Source organism: Bacillus sp. B1-b2 (genome assembly GCF_009183415.1).
Classification (GTDB): domain Bacteria; phylum Bacillota; class Bacilli; order Bacillales; family Cytobacillaceae; genus Niallia.
In genome coordinates this window covers 26,455-45,400 of record NZ_WEHU01000027.1, presented here as the reverse complement: position 1 = coordinate 45,400, position 18,946 = coordinate 26,455, and the positions used below count along the sequence as shown (strand labels likewise).

Sequence of the window (18,946 nt, the reverse complement as noted above, 5' to 3'; positions counted from 1 at the left end):
AGGCAAAGACTGTTATTTCAACAAGTTCTTTGCCTTTTATTTTATACTAAGCATATACTCATATGCTGTTATACCATATACGCTTTTAAAGTGCTTATTTAAGTGAGGTAAATCTACAAACCCACATTCTACTACTGCCGAATAAATATCTCGGGTCCTCTCAATTAATAACTTAGCGTGCTCTAGCTTGCTATTCAAGTAATATTGATATGGATATATGCCAGTATTCGCTTTAAAGAAGCGAATGAACTGATACTTAGATATTTGAAGTTCTGTACAGATGTCATCGAGTTTCAGTACACTACCTATATGAGCATGAATCATTTCCTTTGCCTTTTTTATAAGAGGGCTATCCTTTTTCTTACCTTCAATAGCATTTCTTTGAAAAAGGTTATCTGTAAGAGATAAAAGCAATTCACTGCATAATGCTTCCTCTTTTTCAGTAAAAATGGCGGTGGAAAGATTTAATATATGTTGCTTTAATCTTGAATCATAGACGATTGGATTAGAAAATAAGGCAATGTCTTTTTTCTCTCCAATATCTAGAAGTAACTCAGGCTCCATATACAACATGACATAATCTAAGCCCGATTTATCATGTGCTCTTCCATCATGCGCCTGTTCAGGATTAAAAAGCATAACACCATTTTGATGAGATAAATGCAAACTACCATCTAGGTTATAGTGTTGTATTCCTCGTAAAGTGACTCCTACTGCATACTCTTTATGAGAATGCTTTTTATAGGTGAATTCCTTCATACTAGCAGATAAAGCTGTAACACCTACAGACTTTTTATATACAAACTTCTCCAACCTACTCTCCTCCAGCCCATTTCTAAAACCATACCATTGTAGCTGAATACACTAAGAAAAGTGCTAGTGTCACATTTACTAGCTTACTATGGCTTTGTAAGAAACGCTTAAATACTTTTCCAAAAACAATCCATGTTGTAAATGCAAGAAATCCAATAAATGTTATCCCAATTACACTCATACTAACAGCATATTTTTCCATATAGTTTGGCAAGATATAGCTTGGGATTACCGTCATGGTGAACAATATTACTTTCGGATTTAAAAATTGCATGAGAAACCCAGACTTGAATGTCGCTGTGTTATTACTAGATGCTTTAGTAGTGTCCATTTTATATATTTGATAAGCTAAATATAGCATATATAAACTTCCAATAATTTGTATTGCTAGAATAATCCTTGGAATAAACGTAATTAACAAAGTATTTAATAGAGCAGAAATAGCAAGTAGAACGCCAAATGCAATAGTTGCACCATAGGTATATCTTAATGCCTTTTTTGTACCATAATTATGTACTGTGGATAAAATGACTATATTCGTAGGACCTGGAGAAAATGTTACTATTATACAATATATAACAAAAGATGTAATACTCATAAAAAGCTCCTTTCGAGAATGATCTTTTTTGAATATACATCTTTATCAAATTAGTATATAGTACATTATTGCAGAGATATTTATAACCATAAAACCAAGAATACAACACTTAGTAATAGGATAAATGCTCCTATGCTTCCTCCCCAAACCATTCTATTTTTCGCATGAAAATAGCCTTCTGATTCTATATATTTTCTCGTAACTGGATGAAAAGTAATGACTTTATTCCAAACAGCTGTAAGCCATGAATGAATCATAATAAGGAAAGCAAGTAATAGAGAAATTTTAATCCATAAAGGCGGTATAAGAAGGATAGCTACTAAGAATACAGAGATAATTCGTAGGAAATTTCCCCAATAGGCAAAGTTTCGAATAAATACTTTTATAAACAACTCACAGAAACCATTCCTCTTACTTCTATGCTTAAATATTCTTTTAGAATTTCTAAAAAATAATGGCTTATTTCTTTTTATAATAATCGGTTTTTCCACATCTGAGGAAAGAGTAAGAATAAAATTTGTAGATTTTGCACTTTGTTCCTTACTTGTTTTTAGATCATATTCCATAAATTTTAATGAACCAAGACTTTTTATAGAAAAGAATAAGCCAACTGCAAAGCTCAAGGTTGATAAAAGGATAATACCCATATACATACCTATTTCAACCATCCTAAATATAGTTAGATGTATAAGTCCAAAGATACTATACATAAGTATGTTAACTAACCATAGCTTCCATCTTTCTTCTATTACTTTACGATAATAATTTAATAGTAGAAAAAGCACATATTGCCCAAATAGATAAACAGTCATAGTAAGTATGGATAATCCAGACATATGGTAGTGCTTAACAAAAAATGGCAAGACAATAATTAACATAAGGGAAATTTTTAGCCATCCCGTTAGAATCGTAAGAAAATATCCATACTGTTTCATTCTAATAAAAACAAAGCTTTTTTTTATTAAAAATATAGAGTCTGCTTGTTCCACAAACGTCTTAATGGTACCAGTCATAGAAAAAAAGCAAAGGATAAAAAATAGGAATAAAAGTGGAATAGAATTCATCCAAACAGGTATATCTTGCCACCAAGATACGTATTGAATTCCTAAAAAGATGAGTCCAGGTATTAGAATATAAAGAATAACAGTCCAATCTAACACGGTACCGACTATTCTAAATTGATCGTGAATACTTTTACGAAACCTTTCCCAAAATATCTTCCTACTCATTATCTATCTCACTACCTTGTGAGATAGAATGAAAGCACTCGTAAAGAGAGCCATTAGGTAAGTTACACTCTTTTTGGATTTCTGCTAACGTTCCCATTGCGCGCAATCTTCCCTGATCAATCAGGATAAATCGATCACATATCTTCTCTGCCGTATCTAAAACATGGGTCGTCATTAGAATCCCGACTCCCCTTTCCTTCTCAGCTTGTACAGATTGAAGAAAAAGTTTCATTGCATGAGGATCTAATCCCATGAAAGGTTCATCTATTATATATATTTCTGGGTTACTGGCCATCGCTAAAAGTAGCATCGCTTTTTGTTGCATGCCTTTTGAATACTTGCCAGGATACTCATGAACATGTGACGCCATTCCATATAGCTTCACCATACTCTCAATATTTTTCCAGTAGCGTTGATTATCTAACCCTTCTACTGCAGCTATAAAATCAAAATGTTCCCAAAGCGTCATTTCATCATAAAATATGGGTCTTTCTGGAATATAGGCATATGATGCATCATCACGAAATGCAACAGTACCATCTAAATTTGCAAGTAGCCCTAATATGGCTTTAATAGTAGTACTCTTTCCTGCACCATTAGAGCCTATGATGCCAACCCATTCCCCACTTTCTAAAGAAAATTGAATGTCATTAATAATCTGCTGATCCTTCTCATACCCCGCTTGCTTAATAGTAATCTCTAATAAACTCATATAACCCCTCCAATTACCTATAATACGGAAGAAACAGAAAAAAGTTTTACCTATTTTCCTATTTTATCCTAATTAATAGAATATTTAATTATAAATTCCTCTACAAAGAAACTTCAAATACATTAACAATCCCTTTATCTTCTCTCAAAATTTACCTTTTACAATAAGGCTTGTAGTGCAGAAATAATCATTGATGGAGGAATCACAATGCTTACCATTATCTTTAATAAAGTGAAAAGCTGGCAGTTAAGAGACCCACAAATGATGATTAGTTTGGAAGAATTTGAGCGCATTGAATCCAAGCATACAAGAGTGATACATGACGTAGATATTTATGAAATGATTCGAGTTTATTAGATAAAGAGAATTAGCTTTTAGTGGGAGTTATTATATAAATGATGATGAAGGTGACTTATAGATTACTCTATGAGTCACTTTTTCTTTACTTTGGTGGTTTTGAGAATACTTCTTAGTACCACTTTCCCTGCTTTTTCTACCTTTTATGGTTCTTATAACGATTCTTAGTACCACTTTCCTTCTATCTCCTTGCCTCAATTCATTAACCACTTTACTACCTGTTTTAGAGACCTTGAATTCTATATTTTAAATATAGACGCTTAATACTGCTTCCTAATAACCTCCCCCCTTCATTATCTAGTGTTAAAAATAAACATCGATTAAAAATAAAAAGAATCTTTTTATTTACATAACCGTAAGATAGTATGAAAACAGGAAAAGAGGTGAAAAAATGGGAAAAACTAAATTAGTGATGGCTGGTATTTCTGCAACTGCACTCACAATTGGTCTTTCAGGTTGTAGTTCAAGCAGCGCAGATGCCCCACCTCCTCCAACTGACACAGATTGTGATGATTGGGAGTGGGATAGTGATGATGGTGTTTGGGAATGTGATGATGACAGATCTAGCCACTATGGCCACTATTACTACGGAGGAAGATATTATAGCGGAAAAAGCTCGTTGCTACAGAGCACTGATTATAAAAGCTATAAAAACAGTTCCTCCTTTGCCGGAGATTCTAACAAAAGCTCTGGATTTGGCAGTGGCTCTAAAAGCTACGGAGGATAAAAAATTTAAAAGGGAGAATACAAATGAACTTATATCTTAATTTTGCTTCTTATCTAGGAGTAGCTTTGCTTCTTCTCGTAGTTGGAATGATTTTGTTTACATTAAGTACTCCTAAATTAAAGGAATTCACTTTAATTGGAGAGAAAAATGCGACAGCTGCAATGTTTTTAGGAGGAAAGGTGCTTGGACTTGCATTAGTACTAGGTGCTGCTGCTGAATATTCTGTTTCCTTAATGGATATGGTGATTTGGGGTGCTATTGGAATAGTTTCTCAAATTCTAGTATTTTTAATTGCTGAACTGGTTACTATTCGTTTTAGTCTGACAAAAGCAATTGAAGAGGATAATCGAGCTGTCGGGATTATGCTTCTATCCTTATCATTAGCTATTGGTTTAATTATTGCGAAGTGTCTATCTTACTAATGATGGGTGGGAAGCTTGTTGCAAGTACTAACTTATTATATTGATAGAGGAAATGGAAAATACGACCCATTTTATGAATATACAATTCCTTCAGTTGGAAAAGATGAAATGTACGCAAGACAACTCTGTACGTATTTTATTTTAAGAGGAACACAGTATGAACTAATAGCAAATGAAATGGATGGCGAAGAAGAGATTTTAGTTATTAAGGAGCTTGGTAGAAATTTGTCTGGCGAAGCAGAAAAAAGCTTTCGTGGGGAAGGTATACATATCGAGTTTCGCAGCCCTAATGAACGAGAAAACTTCCGCTTAGTATCTCGCATTCCATGTAACACACATTTCGATGTATTGCGTTTTCTTTTAAAAGATATTGTAGATATTCCAAGTATCGGAAGAATGATGGTAACCTCCACAGAAATTGATGAAGATCGAGGAGTTTATGTACTTTACGTAACCGATTTAGGAGAGGAAGCACGTTGAAGCAATCAGAGCACCAATTATTACGCAAACAGTTTTACAATAAACTAGATAGTTTCTGGGCAGATTTATATGGAGAAGAGTATGCTCTCTATGATATAAAACAGGTAAAAGAAGAGGAAGTCTCTCGTATTCGTCTAGTAACTGAGCGAGTAGGAGCTATTTTTTTCAAAGTAGCTTCCTTGCTTCGAGAAGTTCCAAATGAAACACTTCTAGAGATGGGGTTTCCAGAAGAAACCCTTTCCTTTATTAGAAAAAAAACAATACATCCTGAGACAGTAATCTCGCGACTTGATTTAATTCCATATGGAAATAGCTATAAATGCATTGAAATTAATGCTGATACCCCTACTTTTATTAAAGAACTATTCCATGTGAACGGAAAAATTTGTGAAGAGTTTGGACTGAATAATCCTAATGATGGGATGGAGCAATTATTACATCGAGCTATTCATATCAGTATTACACAGAGTTCTACTGTAGAAAATCCTTATATCGTATTTACTGCACATGAAGATAATATAGAAGATCGTGAAACGGTCCTCTATATAATGGAAGGAATGAATGCTACTTTTATTCCGCTTCATAAGCTACAAATTCAAAGAGGAATAGGTTTGTTTGATGAAGAAGGTAGAAGAATAGATATCCTATATCGCCAAACTTTTCCAATCGAAAACTTAATAATAGATGAGGATGAAGCAGGGAATCCAATAGGATTATGGATGTTGGAATTGATAGAAGAAGGTAAGCTTTCTGTTCTTAATCCGCCATCTGCCTTTCTACTTCAAAATAAAGCTGTTCAAGCTATTATTTGGGGATTACATGAAGAGAAGCATGATTTCTTTACAGAGGAAGAGCACGTTTGGATACATGATTACTTTCTTCCTACTTATTTAGAAGAGGAATATTTCCTACAGAATAGAATCCCTTTTGTTAAAAAGCCAGTATTTGGTCGTGAGGGAGATACGGTAGAAATTTACGATAACGAAGGAAAACTTCTCTTAAAAGAAGCACAAAGCTCCTATACAGAGTATATTCCTATTTATCAGCAATTTATTGAACATCCTACAGCTATATTTAACAGTGAAAAAGGCATACAAAATGGAAAACTACTTATAGGAAGCTTTCTGCTAAATGGAAAACCTGGAGCAATTGGCTATCGAATTGGAGGTACTATTACCAATAACCTTTCTTACTATTTGCCAGTTGGCTATGCCAAGGAGGAGGAATAGCATGTGGATTTTTCATAAAATCTTCTCTCGATTAACGAAGATTAAACTTCTACATGCAATCCTTCTCGCCTTCACCATGATTTTGATAAGCAGTATTACTATGAGGGTAGTAGAGCCAAATACATTCCCCCGCTTTATAGATGCATTGTGGTGGACCATGACTACTGTTGTGACGGTTGGGTATGGTGATCTTTATCCCACTAGCACATTTGGAAGAATATTCACTATGCTTCTTGTCTATACCATCGGAATAGGTGGAATGGGAATTATTATTGGAAAGCTGTTTGAAGGTTTTAGTACTTATCACAAATGGAAGGAGGAAGGGAAGCTGAAATACACTGGTAAAAATCATTACCTACTAATTGGTGGTTCAAAAGAAAAATTAGAGAATGTTATCGAAGAACTAGTTAGTAGTGGTCATAAAAAGGATATCGTTATTGTTGATCATGCCCAAAATTGCCCGATAAATGCTGATAATGTCCACTTCGTTAGCGGAAACCCTGCCGAAGAAGAAGTAATGCTACAAGCCAATATACTTGAAGCTAAGTCTGTTGCTATTTTTTCAGATGATCGCAACGAACATGCAGAATATGCTGACGGTAAGACACTGCTTACTGCTTCAAGGGTGGAACATATCTCAAAAAAATACAATAGAAATATTTATACTATTGTTGAAGTAAAAAAAGATAAGCATATTTCCTTGTTTGAACATGCAAATGTAGATGAATTTATCCTGTCCAATGATTCTGTGTCTCGTTTAATGGCGCAGGCTGCTATCCACCATGGATCTAGTAAGCTCTTTAAGCAAATGTTAAGCCATACAGATGGAGAAAATCTCTATCCTATCACAGTTAAGCCACATTGGAATACATATCGTGATGCAGCAATTGAATTATTTGATATGGGAGCTACTCTCATTTCAGATGGAAGTTCTCTAGATATTGCTCGTAGACATCATGAGAAAATTCCTAAAGATGCTAATCTTTTTATTATTTGTGATGAGGATACTTATCTTAAAATTGTAGGATGAATCTAGGAGAATTATGTAGATGCAATTTTTAACGTACATATCTTCCCAATCATACATTTCTTAATTCTAGTTGCGTTTTTTAATTATACAAATAAGTACCCTATAAGTAGGTTTTTTATCGTCTACTCTATAGAGTACTTTTTAATTTAGAAAATAATGGGCTACATACTAACAGATTCTTTTTCTTTTTTATTTGCTTTAAAACTGAGAAGCTGTCCTTGAGTAGCAGCCAATAATTGCTGAAACAGCATACAAACGATAACAGGAACAGCAACCTGTGGTGGAAAAAAACTAACAGCAAGCACTGCACCTGCACTAATGTTTCTCATCCCACCTGTAAAAATCAGCGAAACTGTTTCTGTTTCCTTAAGCTTCAACAAATGACCTCCCCACCAAGAGAATAGATAGCCACTTATTGCAATAAATAGCATAACGATCGTAATCTGAATAAATTCGAAGTCAATTTGCTTTAAATAAGGAGCTACGGCCGAACTATTAATAGCAATAACAATTGGTAATCCTAATTTAGATAACGGAGAAATATTGCTGCTGACCTTCTTCAAAGAGTTAGGCTTCATAAATTGATTAATTAGCATTCCAATGAGGGATGGAATAACAATCATCAGGAAAAGACCTTTCATTATTTCAAATACATTCATATGTACAGATTCTCCGATCAATAAAGCAACAGTAGCCGGCACAATGAATGGCGAAAGAATCGTATCAATTAAGATAATAGCTAGTGCCAATGAAATATTCCCCTTATACATAGTTACCCATATGACACTCGTAATTCCAGTTGGAATAGATACTGCTAAGATTAATCCAGTAATAATAAGTGGATTATGTTGAAAAAAGAGATTACCAACCCCAAAAGCCCATACTGGAATAATAATATGCAAAATGCCTAATGCCAGGAATATTGGAAGCGGATGTGTCACTGCATGCTTTAACGAACCAAAACTAGAATTTAGACTTCCTGCAAAAGTCATAAAAGCAAAAATCCATGGTACTAAGAAGGCTAATGGTTGCAAGTATACAGAAGCCAAGACTCCTATAACCACACTAATTGGTGTAAGAAATGGCATCCATTTGCCTAACAAGCTATTTAAACTCTGTAGCATAAATAATCTCCTTTTTCTTTATTGGGATTCGTTTATGAATTTATCCCCTTTCTGTCACTATATTCTCAATATTTCAAGTTACTACTCTGCTCTAAAATTGCAATAGTTTTGTCAGATTTTTTGATAATTTTTTTTTAGTTTGAGTTGTGTAGTGATTTTTTTAGGGAACTAAAAAAAGGCTCACTTTCACTATTTTTATTTTTGTACAATAAGGATTATCAACGAAGCGGTCTTTTTTAATGAAGAAGGTGAATTTCTATCATAAGGATTCCCTTTAAGCTTACGCCATTGGAATTTACTAAAGAAAAAGACACTCGACTCTAATACTATCAAGTGTCTAGTGTGAAACCTTAATTTCCTAATTCTCTACTGATTTGGTATTAAATTTTTCGAAAAGAAATTGAAGGAAATACAGTATAGGAGCTTTTAATAAGAAGTACAGAAAGAAATAGCCATTATTGATTCGAACTAACGTGTATAACTTCAACTTTTTTGCTACAAATGATATTGGAAAAACAAATATCGCATGTATGATCGCAGTTATTATCATAAACTTACTAAAATTCCCATAAGCAAACTTCAAAGTAAAAAAGGAAGTTAGCACAAAAGGACCTATATTAAAGGGAAATTCTCCGAATAAATATTTATTTGGTTTATTATAAAAAACCCACCATTTTCGTTTTTTTCCCATTATTGCGTTTATTATTTCTATTATACTAATAATGAGAGTTGCTGGAGCAAATCTTTTCAAATTACTTCTTCCAATAGTAAATAAAGATAACCAGGATAAACCTACCATGACAATATTAAGAAACACTTGATTTTTCTTTGACATTTTTATAATCCTCACTTTTTTTACTTAGCATTTCTTTTAGCCTTTTCTTTTATTCTATTGTCTGTCCAAATTTTAAAAGAGTTAATATACTCTCAGGCTGTCGAGAAACCCCTCTATGGAGTAAGGGAGAATACAAAGTTGTATATTTAAACACACTGCTGAATAAGGGGATGATTTCCGTTACAGGGGTTCGCTTTCCGTGGGGCTCGCGCTGAGCCGCTTCGGCGCATGCGCCTGCAGGGTCTCAGCTGTCTCGCAGATCCCACAGGAGTCTCACCCCTTCCACTACAATCATCTGGATAAAAATTCTATTTCATCTTTCTAAATTACTTTTTCTACAAGCTGATAGTTAATATACTCTGGATAATTATTCTTTACAAAGGGGATGAAAAAGAGGTACGAAAACAAAAAATGTACAAAAAGAGCTGACTAGATTCAGTAACTCTTCTTGCACATATAAAATCAATCAAAATTCAACTTATAATCCTCTGATTTAATCATCTTTAACTTTTTGGAAAATAGATAAATGAGAAGTGTGTTGACAATAATAGGAATAACAAAGAATGTAGAGATCATAATCATGATATTCTCGCCATTCCAACCACCAGCTGCTAAACGCAAATAATTCATTGGTCCAACTAGTCCAGATAATCCAAATCCTGCGCTATAGGGAGTTCCTTGTATATTTAAGATTCCAGATAGTGCACCAAGGATTGCAGCCGTAATAACCATCGGCATGACGATCTTTGGCTTCAAAATAAAATTACCCATTTGGATTTTTGGAGAACCAAGAACATGGGCTAATGCAGTTCCTAAAGAGTTTGCTTTATAGCTTGCTATTGCAAGTCCAATACCTGCAGCAACAATCCCTAGATTTGCTGCTCCTGAACCTATTCCTGAAAGAGAAATAACAGTTGCTACTCCTACTGTGGATATGGGTGAAAGAATAATTAAACAGAAAATAATAGCTATAACCATTCCCATAATCACAGGCTGTAAAGTAGTAAGCTTCTCTACTCCTAAGCCAATTAGTCCCGTCGAGGATTTTATGTAAGGTAACAATAAATAACCAGCCATCCCTGGAATTAATATGCTGAGTGTTGGCAATAGTAAAATGGAGTATGCTTTAAGTCGATTCCCAACAAATTGAACAAATAGTACAGCTAAGGCAGCCGTAATCCCAGTATTCACTACAACACCAATTCCGTTTAAGGTATACAATCCTTCCGCGGTTTTTGCTACTACACCACTACCAACCATTGCAGCAATTCCTACACTTGCAGTTTGAATAGATGATAGTTTAAAAGATATTCCGACCATTGCTCCGATTAATACTGGTAATAAACTCATAACAAAGACAGTAATATCAAGCACATGCTGTAATGGTGGAAAATAAGGGATTAAGAGCTTTAATAATTCTCCGAGCAATGCATTTGGAATTAATGCTACTACCACTCCAATACTAATACCATTTAATAATTTTTTTAAGAACTCTTTCACCTTGAACTCCCCATTCCCTGATTTTGAAGTTTATTATATGGGAGAAAAGAGGTAAGCGTCAATGAATTTTTTTAACGCTTCAACGCAAGAAAGTGAAAAAGAGTTAGGTTGATAGGTAAAAACATCACAAACATGCAATATGTAAAAGATATTTAATAAAATTAAACAAAATATTAGCAAACAAATAAAAAAATGTTCAATTTGTAATAAATAACTAAGAATAGCAAGAAAAATCAGATTTCAATACTGATTTCTTGCTATTCTTCGTTCATATAATCTTTTCTTACCAGTGTATTTTAATTTGCTGCAACTTCCCCAGTGAGTGGTTTTCTTTGTACCTTTACTTCATAATGAGTTGTTTTATTTTCGATGATAAATGGAGGCATTCCATCTCTATGAGCATGAGATTCCTTAAACTCTTCACTGCCTACCCAACCTAGGAAGCCTTCTTTATTTTCCCAGCGAGTAACAATCGTGATTTCTTCATATCCTTTTGTATTAGAAGTTAAAAGTACTTCTAAGCCAACAAATCCCTCTTTCGTTTCAATTTTTCCTACACGATTAAATCTCTCCACAAATCCATCTGCAAATCCTGTTTCTACCTTTACTGTATTTGTTACAATATACATCTTTATTCCTCCTAGAATTTAGTTTTTATTAGGTATGATTAAGGGGAATCCTTCTTGAAAAAAAACAGTAGCATCCACCTCATATACTTCTTTTAATAGTTTGGAAGTTAATACATCCATAGAACATCCTTGTGTATGTACCTCTCCTTTTTTCATGACAATCAAAGAATCACAATAAGCACCTGCATAAGCTAGTTCATGAAGAACCATCACAATCGTGACTTGATATTTATGGTTGATTTTTTTCATCAATTCCATTAATTCAATAACATGAGCAATATCTAGATAGGTAGTTGGTTCATCTAACAAAAGGATGTCTGTTTTTTGTGCTAGTGCCATCGCAATTCTTACTCTTTGCAATTCTCCACCTGACAAGGTCTCGAGCATCCGATTCTCGTAATCTTCTAAATGACATTCTTTGATTGCCCAGTCTACTATTTCCTTATCTTCTTTCACATTGTTGATTCGCCTGCTTTGATAAGGGACTCTTCCAAAGGCAATTAGTTCTCTGACTGAAATATTTGGTAATGTCTCTTTTGACTGTAGCAATAAGGTTATTTTTCTCGCAAATTCATTACGATTCATTTCCTTAATAGATTGATCTTGGAGGAGAATCTCTCCTTGCTTTGCTTTTAATAATCTTGCAAATAACTTTAAGGTAGTAGATTTCCCTGAACCATTTGGCCCTACAATAGCTGTCATTTTTCCCTTTTCAATGGCTAGAGATAAATCTTGAAACTGAAAGGCACCTTGCTGAAAGAAAACATTCTGTGTTTGTATGGCATTCATCACATCATCCTCCTTCTTCGTAAAAGAACGATAAAGAAAGGAGCCCCAAGAGCTGCCAGAAGAATGCCAACAGGCAATTCAATCGGATCAAAGGCTGTTCTCGCTATTGTATCTGCTATCACCACTAATACCGCTCCACCAAGCATAGAATATGGTAAAAGAAAGCGGTAATCTTCCCCTATTAATAGACGAATCATATGAGGAACTACTAACCCTACGAATCCAATTAACCCAGCAACACTAACAGCTATGCCTGCAAGAAAAGAAGCTAGAAAAATGATTAGCATCCGCACTAACTCTACATGTTGCCCAAGTATCTTTGCTGAATCGTCTCCTAGAAGGAGGATATTAATTGGCTTAATAGCAAAGAAGCTAAGAACTAACATAACGAGGGCTGCTGGTAAGATAATTTCTACATGATACCAGCTTCTACCGTTCAATCCACCTGAAAGCCATCCAATAACAGATTGAACTCGATCACTATACAGAACCATTACTCCATTAGTTAAAGCACCAAGTAATGCATTCATAGCAACACCAGCAAGGACAATCTTAACAGGTGATGATCCCTTATCCCATGCAAAGAAATAAATACATAGTGTTGCCCCAAAGGCTCCAGCAAAAGCAACATATGGTAAGAGATAACCATACTGTGGATAAATAATCATCGTTATCATGGCCATGAGCCCACCACCAGCTGAAACGCCGATTATTCCTGGATCTGCAAGAGGATTTTTCATGACTCCTTGAAGAAGTGCTCCAGAGGTAGCTAAACAAGCTCCTACTAGTAATCCAACAAGAATACGCGGCAATCTCAACTGGTAAAGAATGTTGCTAAATGTTTCTTCCCCTTCTCCGTTAAATACCTTTATAAATTCACTCCAAGGAACAGATACCGCACCAAAGGAAAGACCAGCATATATAGCCATTAATAAGAGAATCGTTAATACGAGTAATAGTTGAATTCTTCGTTTCTTTCTTACTTCTGTTCTCATTTTTTCACTCCATGTTATTCAATAGTTCCACCATATAAGAAACTGCTTCTGTTACATTAGTTCCTGGGTTAGAACCGAATAACTTACTTGGTAAAACCTCTACTCTTCCTTCTTTTACTGCTTTCAGGCTATTCCATGAAGAGCTTTGTTCCATTTCTTTTAAGAAGCCTTTTTTTATTTCTTCAGGATTACCATGTGTAATCAATAGAACAGCATCTGGATTTGCCTCTACCACTCTTTCTGTATTAATCTGAGCATACTGTGGAAAATTCTCTAATGCTGCATAATCACCTGCAATATTAACTCCCCCAGCTGTTGTCAATATATCCCCACTCAGAGAATTCGGAAGTGCTGCCATATAAGTTCCTGGTGCTCCATATACAATCAACACTCGTTTTTCACTTCTTGTTAGAGTTGTTTTTATTTCTTCTAATTTCGAATCTAAATCTTGATTAATTTGAATAGCTTTGCTTTCTTGCTGCAACATCTCTCCATATAAGGTGATTTGCTTTTTAATATCTTGAATAGAATTAGCTTCTGTTAGAACGACCTTTGCACCAACATTTTCGATAGAAGCAACATCATCCTGGTTGAAAGCTACATTCCCAATGACCACATTTGGCTGTAAAAGAGCGATTTGTTCATAATTTATTTCATGAGTAGTACCAACCTCTTGAACCTCTTTTAGATTTCCCTCTTCTTCCTCACTACCTGTTAAAGTTGGCTTACCTACAACCGTTATGCCAAAAGAGCTCATTATAGCAACATCCCCACTGCCTAACGCTGCGACTTTTTGTGGTGGCTCATTAAATGAAACCTCTCTATTCGCAAAATCAGTGATTTGAATGGCTCCATTACTTTCTTTTACAGTACTAGCTGCTGGTTGACATGCACTCAGAAGTAGCATAGTAGCACTCATTACCAGCAAAGAAATACGTTTCTTTACAAACACGCTCTAACCTGCCTCTCCACGTTTAACCAATTTTCCATGTACAACCAACCTACCTTCTAATGAATCTACTGCATAATCACAAGTGGACAGTGTGACAATTTGATCATCTGGCCCAATCTCCACATCTGCTTCGTACAACGATCTCTCTTGTAATTGTTGAATAAATTGTTGATAGTCTGGTCCATCAGAGAACTCTGTCTCAATATAGTAGAAATCAGTCGTTGTTTGGTATACAGAGAATACCTCCACATCATAGCCTTCATATAAGGAATCTAAGTAGATAGTGGAATTCTCGTTAAAGAAGTCTTTCTCTAAATACTTCTTTAGTTGACCAAACATGCTGCCATCTTTCATTCGATGACCATAAATAATGGTATTCCAATTGTTTTCTAGATTTGTATCATTACGATAGTCTAGAAAAATACTACCAGCTCGTGTTTCTTCTTTTTGATAGTTTCTAGTTAAATAAAACTCATTATCTTCTGCTTGCAAAATAGGGTAATGAATTTTTGTTTGATCAGCTGTAATCCAACCAACAATGTCTGTGTTAATTTCCTGAAGAAGTAGAAAGGAAGAACGAACGATCTCGCCATTCTCATCGTCTCCTTTTACATCAAGAGTTGTTTCATATATCTGCTGTACCCCTTTTAACGTTTTATCATTTTTATAATAGTCATAGAGACTAGGCACTAAATGATACAATGAGTAGACAAAGACCCCTAACGCTATAATAGTAATTAGTCTTTGATAGAAACTACTTCTTGTCATGCTCATTGCTAATCCTCCTCTTGACGACAACTAAATTCCTAATGGAACAATATAAGAGTCACCGCTCTCTTCTTGCTGATTAACTGCTATATTTACAGCATAAATTTCTTTAATAGTTGCTGCTGTTATCACTTTATTAGGTGATCCATTCATCACAATTTCTCCATCCTTCATAAGAATAACTTGATCACTATATCGGTATGCTTGATTAATATCATGAAGGACCATAATGATGGTGATGTTGTATGTCTCATTTAATCTACTAATAAGCTGTAGTAGTTCTATTTGATGATAAATATCCAAGTATGTAGTTGGCTCATCCAGAAATAGCACATCTGATTTCTGTGCTAAAGACATGGCAATCCAAACCCGTTGCCTTTGTCCTCCTGATAATTCATCAAGAAAGCTTGCTCTATATTTCTCTAACTGCATACACTTAATAGCCCAATCTATCGCTTCCTCATCTTCCTTTGAGTCCTTTTTCCAAATGCTTTTATGAGGCAATCTTCCAAAACGGATCAAATCTTCTACCCTCATATCATCTGTTGTTTGATTACTTTGATAAACGATGGCTATTTCTTTTGCCAACTGTTTAGCATTATAGCTATATAAATCCTTGTTATGAAGCAGAATACTCCCACTTTCCATTTCTTGATTTCTCACAAGTAAGGACAATAAAGTAGATTTTCCAGAACCGTTAGGACCTATGATGGAAGTGATTTTTCCCTTTGGAATGATTCCTGATATTTTCTTAATGAAGGGCTCTTTAGCTTGATAGGAAAACGTAAGATCACGAAACTCCATTTATCTTTTCTCCCTTCCTTAATAAAAATAGTAAGAATGGTCCACCAATGATAGACATGATTGTTGATGCAGGTATTTCTAAAGGAGCGATTAGTATTCTTCCAACCGTATCTGCCATTAACAATAATAAGGAGCCTGCTAATGCGGAAAATGGGATGAGAACATAGTGATTGTTGCCGACTAAATATCTAGATATATGTGGAACAATTAATCCTGCAAACAAGATAACCCCTGCAACAGCTGTACCAAGTGAAGCTAAGAAGACAGCAACAATGGATACCACAATCCGAATTGCTTGGATATTAAGTCCTAAATCTATAATCTTTCTATCCTCAAGCTTTAGTACATTACACCAAGGGCTAATAAAGAAAGCTAATAATAGAAATATTATTCCTCCTATTACAATAACCTGTACATCCTCCCAAGTTTTCATAGTGAGGCTTGATGCATTTGTATCTCCCACAGAAATACCTAAGAAAGAACAAATATTAAGGAAAGCATCTCTTAAACCTGTAAACATGGCGCTTATCGCAATACCAGTTAATATAACCCTAATTGGCTTTAAGCCTGATCTCCAAGATAACCAATAAATAATGGCACAAGCAATCGCTCCACCTATGAAGGAAAATAAAGTGTCACTTATATACCAGCCTGGAAGAATAAAGATTCCAAAAAACGTAAAAAAACTAGCTCCAGAGGATATCCCAAGAATCCCTGCTTCTGCTAATGGATTCCGCATGACTGCTTGAAATAACACGCCTGATACAGCAAAAACGGCACCAGCTGCAACTGATACTAAAATTCTTGGTAAGCGTAAATCTCGAATAATCTCTACTTGTTCATTTCCACCAAAAATTAAACCAGACAGCATCTCTCCAAATGGAATGGAAATACTTCCATTTATCGTCGAGTACACGATCATGGTTATTAAGCCAATGGATACAACGATAAAACTTATAATGGTTTTCTTCATCTCTCTCTTCCTTACTCATATAACATACTTACTAATTGATCTATTGCAGTGTTCATATTTAAATTAGCAGTAGTAGCAAAAATAGGTTCTTCTAAGTCATAAACTCTCTCATTTTTCACGGCATTAAAGTGCTTCCAAATGTCATTTTCGCTAAATTCCTTTTCAAACTCTTCTGCTACTTGATTAGGAACACCATGAGATAATCGAAGAATAACATCTGCATTTGTTTGTTGAAGGTATTCTGTATTAGCAGAAATATACTCTGGCTTTTGCCCAGTGATGGCATTCTTTCCTCCAACAACCTCCACTAGATTCCCTACATAAGAGTTTTCTGTTGCTACAAGATAACTTCCACCAGGTACACCTAGTAAAATTAATACTGTTGGTGCTTCTTTGTCTTTCGTTTTCTCCTTGGTACTTGTTAATTTATCCTGAATAGAGGATACTAGATTTTCTGCTTCTTCTATTCGATCATACTCTTTACCTAACTCAATAATTGTTGCTAACATATTTTCCACACTATCCAATGAAAGGAACTGTGATGATATCTCCATCTTCTGAAAAGATTCCTTCAAATCATATTCTAATGTGGTAACAGATAAAACATCTGTTGGGTTCAATGATTTAATTATTTCCACATCTGGACTCATTGGATTGCCGACTTCTGTTACCCCTGTATAGCGTTTCGGTATGGTATATTGAGTAGTGGGTATGCCAACTAAATCGAGGTTTAATGCATCCATTATTTCTGTTATGGCTAAAGTGGTTGCGATTATTCTAGGTTCATCTGATTGTGTTTCTTTTTTTGTATCATTTATTTCGTTTGTAGTAGTTGAATTTGTATTGGAACAACTAACAAGTATGAGGAGACATATACAGGAAAAAATCATCTTCCAAGTCTTCATTCTTATCCTCCCTCCTATTCATTTCTCTTTCTTCTATTAATTCTCCACTAGAACAAAACGTTCTAGCGGAGAGATAATCTTATAGTGTTTTTATGCGTAACTTCTTACCAAGGACAAGCATAGAAACAAGCAATAACGCTACATACCATAGGATTTGTGTATGATCGCCAGTTTTAGCGTTTTCTACAGAACCTGCAGTAGTTGTTGTTGTATTTTTTGTGGTTTCTACTTTTCCATCTTTTGTTCGATCATAGTTAAGATTGGTTGTATTGTTGGTAGTTTGTTGATTTGTTCCTGATTGGTTGTTAGTAGAACCATTATTTACATTGTTATTTCCACCTGTTATACCAGTTCCACTACCATTGTTGCTATTGCCAGTACCACTACCATTGTTGCTATTGCCAGTACCACCAGTATTTTCGCTTCCTCCACCCTGGTTAGTGTTTCCGTCATTTAACGGAAGGTCTGAAGTATCGAATTGGAAACGAATGTCATACCAATGGTCATAGTTGAATGCTTCCACAACTACGTGAATTTTTGCATTGATTAATTTCGTTATGTCTTCTACTAAAAATTCCACGATTTGTGTCTTACCATTATTAGAAATAATCGTTACTGCTTTGTCATTTACCAATAGCTCTTTAATATTCGTAGCATCCATTTCTACTTGAGCGAATATTTCGCCATTTCTGACTACAAGCTTAGCTGGTTTTACAAAGTAAGTATCTGCCATAGATGCTTCCTCTTTTGAACCGTGAAGAACGGAATATGGTGCATTGTATTCACCATTTGGTAATACACCAGTTTGTTCCTGCTCTTCTTCACCTGGTGTAGTTCCTGGGTTTTCTCCTTCTCCTTCACCTGGCGTAGTTCCTGGATTTTCTCCTTCTCCTTCACCTGGTGTAGTTCCTGGATTTTCTCCTTCTCCCTCACCTGGTGTAGTTCCTGGGTTTTCTCCTTCTCCCTCACCTGGTGTAGTTCCTGGGTTTTCTCCTTCTCCTTCACCTGGTGTAGTTCCTGGGTTTTCTCCTTCTCCTTCACCTGGTGTAGTTCCTGGGTTTTCTCCTTCTCCTTC

General features: G+C 35.1%; 22 protein-coding genes. 6 read left to right on the top strand and 16 right to left on the bottom strand.

The features are described 5' to 3' along the window. Positions 1-36: 36 nt before the first annotated feature. The 4 genes from F9279_RS20055 to F9279_RS20040 all read right to left on the bottom strand — a co-directional run bounded on the left by F9279_RS20055 (position 37) and on the right by F9279_RS20040 (position 3,352). Positions 37-813 carry an AraC family transcriptional regulator gene (locus F9279_RS20055; RefSeq protein WP_152116010.1) on the bottom strand — a complete coding sequence of 259 codons (777 nt, stop codon included), beginning with the start codon at positions 811-813 and terminating at the stop codon, positions 37-39. A gap of 22 nt (positions 814-835) precedes the next feature. Further along, positions 836-1,411, bottom strand: coding sequence for a LysE family translocator (locus tag F9279_RS20050; RefSeq protein WP_152116009.1), 576 nt, complete (start codon positions 1,409-1,411; stop codon positions 836-838). 80 nt (positions 1,412-1,491) lie between these two features. Then, on the bottom strand, positions 1,492-2,640 hold the full coding sequence (locus tag F9279_RS20045) for an ABC transporter permease (RefSeq protein ID WP_152116008.1): 1,149 nt from the start codon (positions 2,638-2,640) through the stop codon (positions 1,492-1,494). Next, positions 2,633-3,352 (bottom strand): ABC transporter ATP-binding protein, encoded by a 720-nt coding sequence (locus tag F9279_RS20040; protein ID WP_152116007.1) that lies wholly within the window; start codon positions 3,350-3,352, stop codon positions 2,633-2,635. Before F9279_RS20040 ends, F9279_RS20045 begins: the two co-directional genes overlap by 8 nt. Before the next feature lie 207 nt (positions 3,353-3,559). Between F9279_RS20040 and F9279_RS25310 the strand changes: the two genes are divergently transcribed. The 6 genes from F9279_RS25310 (at position 3,560) to F9279_RS20015 (ending at position 7,597) form a co-directional block, all read left to right on the top strand. After that, positions 3,560-3,709 (top strand): hypothetical protein, encoded by a 150-nt coding sequence (locus F9279_RS25310; RefSeq protein ID WP_193224640.1) that lies wholly within the window; start codon positions 3,560-3,562, stop codon positions 3,707-3,709. A gap of 391 nt (positions 3,710-4,100) precedes the next feature. Further along, positions 4,101-4,436, top strand: a complete 336-nt coding sequence (locus F9279_RS20035; protein ID WP_152116006.1) for an aminotransferase yhxA — start codon at positions 4,101-4,103, stop codon at positions 4,434-4,436. A gap of 23 nt (positions 4,437-4,459) precedes the next feature. Further along, positions 4,460-4,858, top strand: coding sequence for a DUF350 domain-containing protein (locus tag F9279_RS20030; RefSeq protein WP_152116005.1), 399 nt, complete (start codon positions 4,460-4,462; stop codon positions 4,856-4,858). A gap of 18 nt (positions 4,859-4,876) precedes the next feature. Further along, positions 4,877-5,338, top strand: a complete 462-nt coding sequence (locus F9279_RS20025) for an RNA helicase (protein ID WP_152116004.1) — start codon at positions 4,877-4,879, stop codon at positions 5,336-5,338. After that, positions 5,335-6,567 carry a glutathionylspermidine synthase family protein gene (locus F9279_RS20020; protein ID WP_152116003.1) on the top strand — a complete coding sequence of 411 codons (1,233 nt, stop codon included), beginning with the start codon at positions 5,335-5,337 and terminating at the stop codon, positions 6,565-6,567. Before F9279_RS20025 ends, F9279_RS20020 begins: the two co-directional genes overlap by 4 nt. Position 6,568: 1 nt before the next feature. Continuing rightward, positions 6,569-7,597: a potassium channel family protein gene (locus F9279_RS20015; RefSeq protein WP_152116002.1), complete on the top strand. Its 1,029-nt coding sequence runs from the start codon at positions 6,569-6,571 to the stop codon at positions 7,595-7,597. 161 nt (positions 7,598-7,758) lie between these two features. Here the strand turns inward: F9279_RS20015 and F9279_RS20010 are convergent, their stop codons facing one another. The 12 genes from F9279_RS20010 to F9279_RS19955 all read right to left on the bottom strand — a co-directional run. After that, on the bottom strand, positions 7,759-8,721 hold the full coding sequence (locus F9279_RS20010; RefSeq protein ID WP_152116001.1) for a bile acid:sodium symporter family protein: 963 nt from the start codon (positions 8,719-8,721) through the stop codon (positions 7,759-7,761). Positions 8,722-9,079: 358 nt separating this feature from the next. Then, positions 9,080-9,556, bottom strand: a complete 477-nt coding sequence (locus tag F9279_RS20005) for a hypothetical protein (protein WP_152116000.1) — start codon at positions 9,554-9,556, stop codon at positions 9,080-9,082. A gap of 462 nt (positions 9,557-10,018) precedes the next feature. Then, the gene (locus F9279_RS20000; protein WP_152115999.1) at positions 10,019-11,056 is read right to left on the bottom strand and encodes a PTS transporter subunit IIC; all 1,038 of its coding nucleotides are present in this window, start codon (positions 11,054-11,056) and stop codon (positions 10,019-10,021) included. Between the two features lie 296 nt (positions 11,057-11,352). Continuing rightward, positions 11,353-11,685, bottom strand: a complete 333-nt coding sequence (gene isdG / locus F9279_RS19995) for a heme oxygenase (protein ID WP_152115998.1) — start codon at positions 11,683-11,685, stop codon at positions 11,353-11,355. A gap of 18 nt (positions 11,686-11,703) precedes the next feature. Further along, on the bottom strand, positions 11,704-12,474 hold the full coding sequence (locus F9279_RS19990; protein ID WP_152115997.1) for an ABC transporter ATP-binding protein: 771 nt from the start codon (positions 12,472-12,474) through the stop codon (positions 11,704-11,706). Then, a complete protein-coding gene (locus tag F9279_RS19985) occupies positions 12,474-13,469 on the bottom strand; it encodes a FecCD family ABC transporter permease (protein WP_152115996.1) in 996 nt (331 codons plus the stop codon). The genes F9279_RS19990 and F9279_RS19985 overlap by 1 nt, the downstream gene beginning before the upstream one ends. 4 nt (positions 13,470-13,473) lie before the next feature. Continuing rightward, positions 13,474-14,421: an ABC transporter substrate-binding protein gene (locus F9279_RS19980; RefSeq protein WP_226793742.1), complete on the bottom strand. Its 948-nt coding sequence runs from the start codon at positions 14,419-14,421 to the stop codon at positions 13,474-13,476. Between the two features lie 3 nt (positions 14,422-14,424). Continuing rightward, complete coding sequence (srtB, locus tag F9279_RS19975) at positions 14,425-15,195, bottom strand: class B sortase (RefSeq protein WP_152115995.1); 771 nt, start codon at positions 15,193-15,195, stop codon at positions 14,425-14,427. Between the two features lie 24 nt (positions 15,196-15,219). Then, on the bottom strand, positions 15,220-15,993 hold the full coding sequence (locus F9279_RS19970) for an ABC transporter ATP-binding protein (RefSeq protein ID WP_152115994.1): 774 nt from the start codon (positions 15,991-15,993) through the stop codon (positions 15,220-15,222). Then, positions 15,980-16,966, bottom strand: a complete 987-nt coding sequence (locus F9279_RS19965; RefSeq protein ID WP_152115993.1) for a FecCD family ABC transporter permease — start codon at positions 16,964-16,966, stop codon at positions 15,980-15,982. Before F9279_RS19965 ends, F9279_RS19970 begins: the two co-directional genes overlap by 14 nt. Positions 16,967-16,977: 11 nt before the next feature. Further along, positions 16,978-17,871, bottom strand: coding sequence for a heme ABC transporter substrate-binding protein IsdE (gene isdE / locus F9279_RS19960; protein ID WP_152115992.1), 894 nt, complete (start codon positions 17,869-17,871; stop codon positions 16,978-16,980). A gap of 79 nt (positions 17,872-17,950) precedes the next feature. Then, on the bottom strand, positions 17,951-18,946 hold a 996-nt coding region (locus tag F9279_RS19955), incomplete at its 5' end, for an NEAT domain-containing protein (protein ID WP_193224639.1).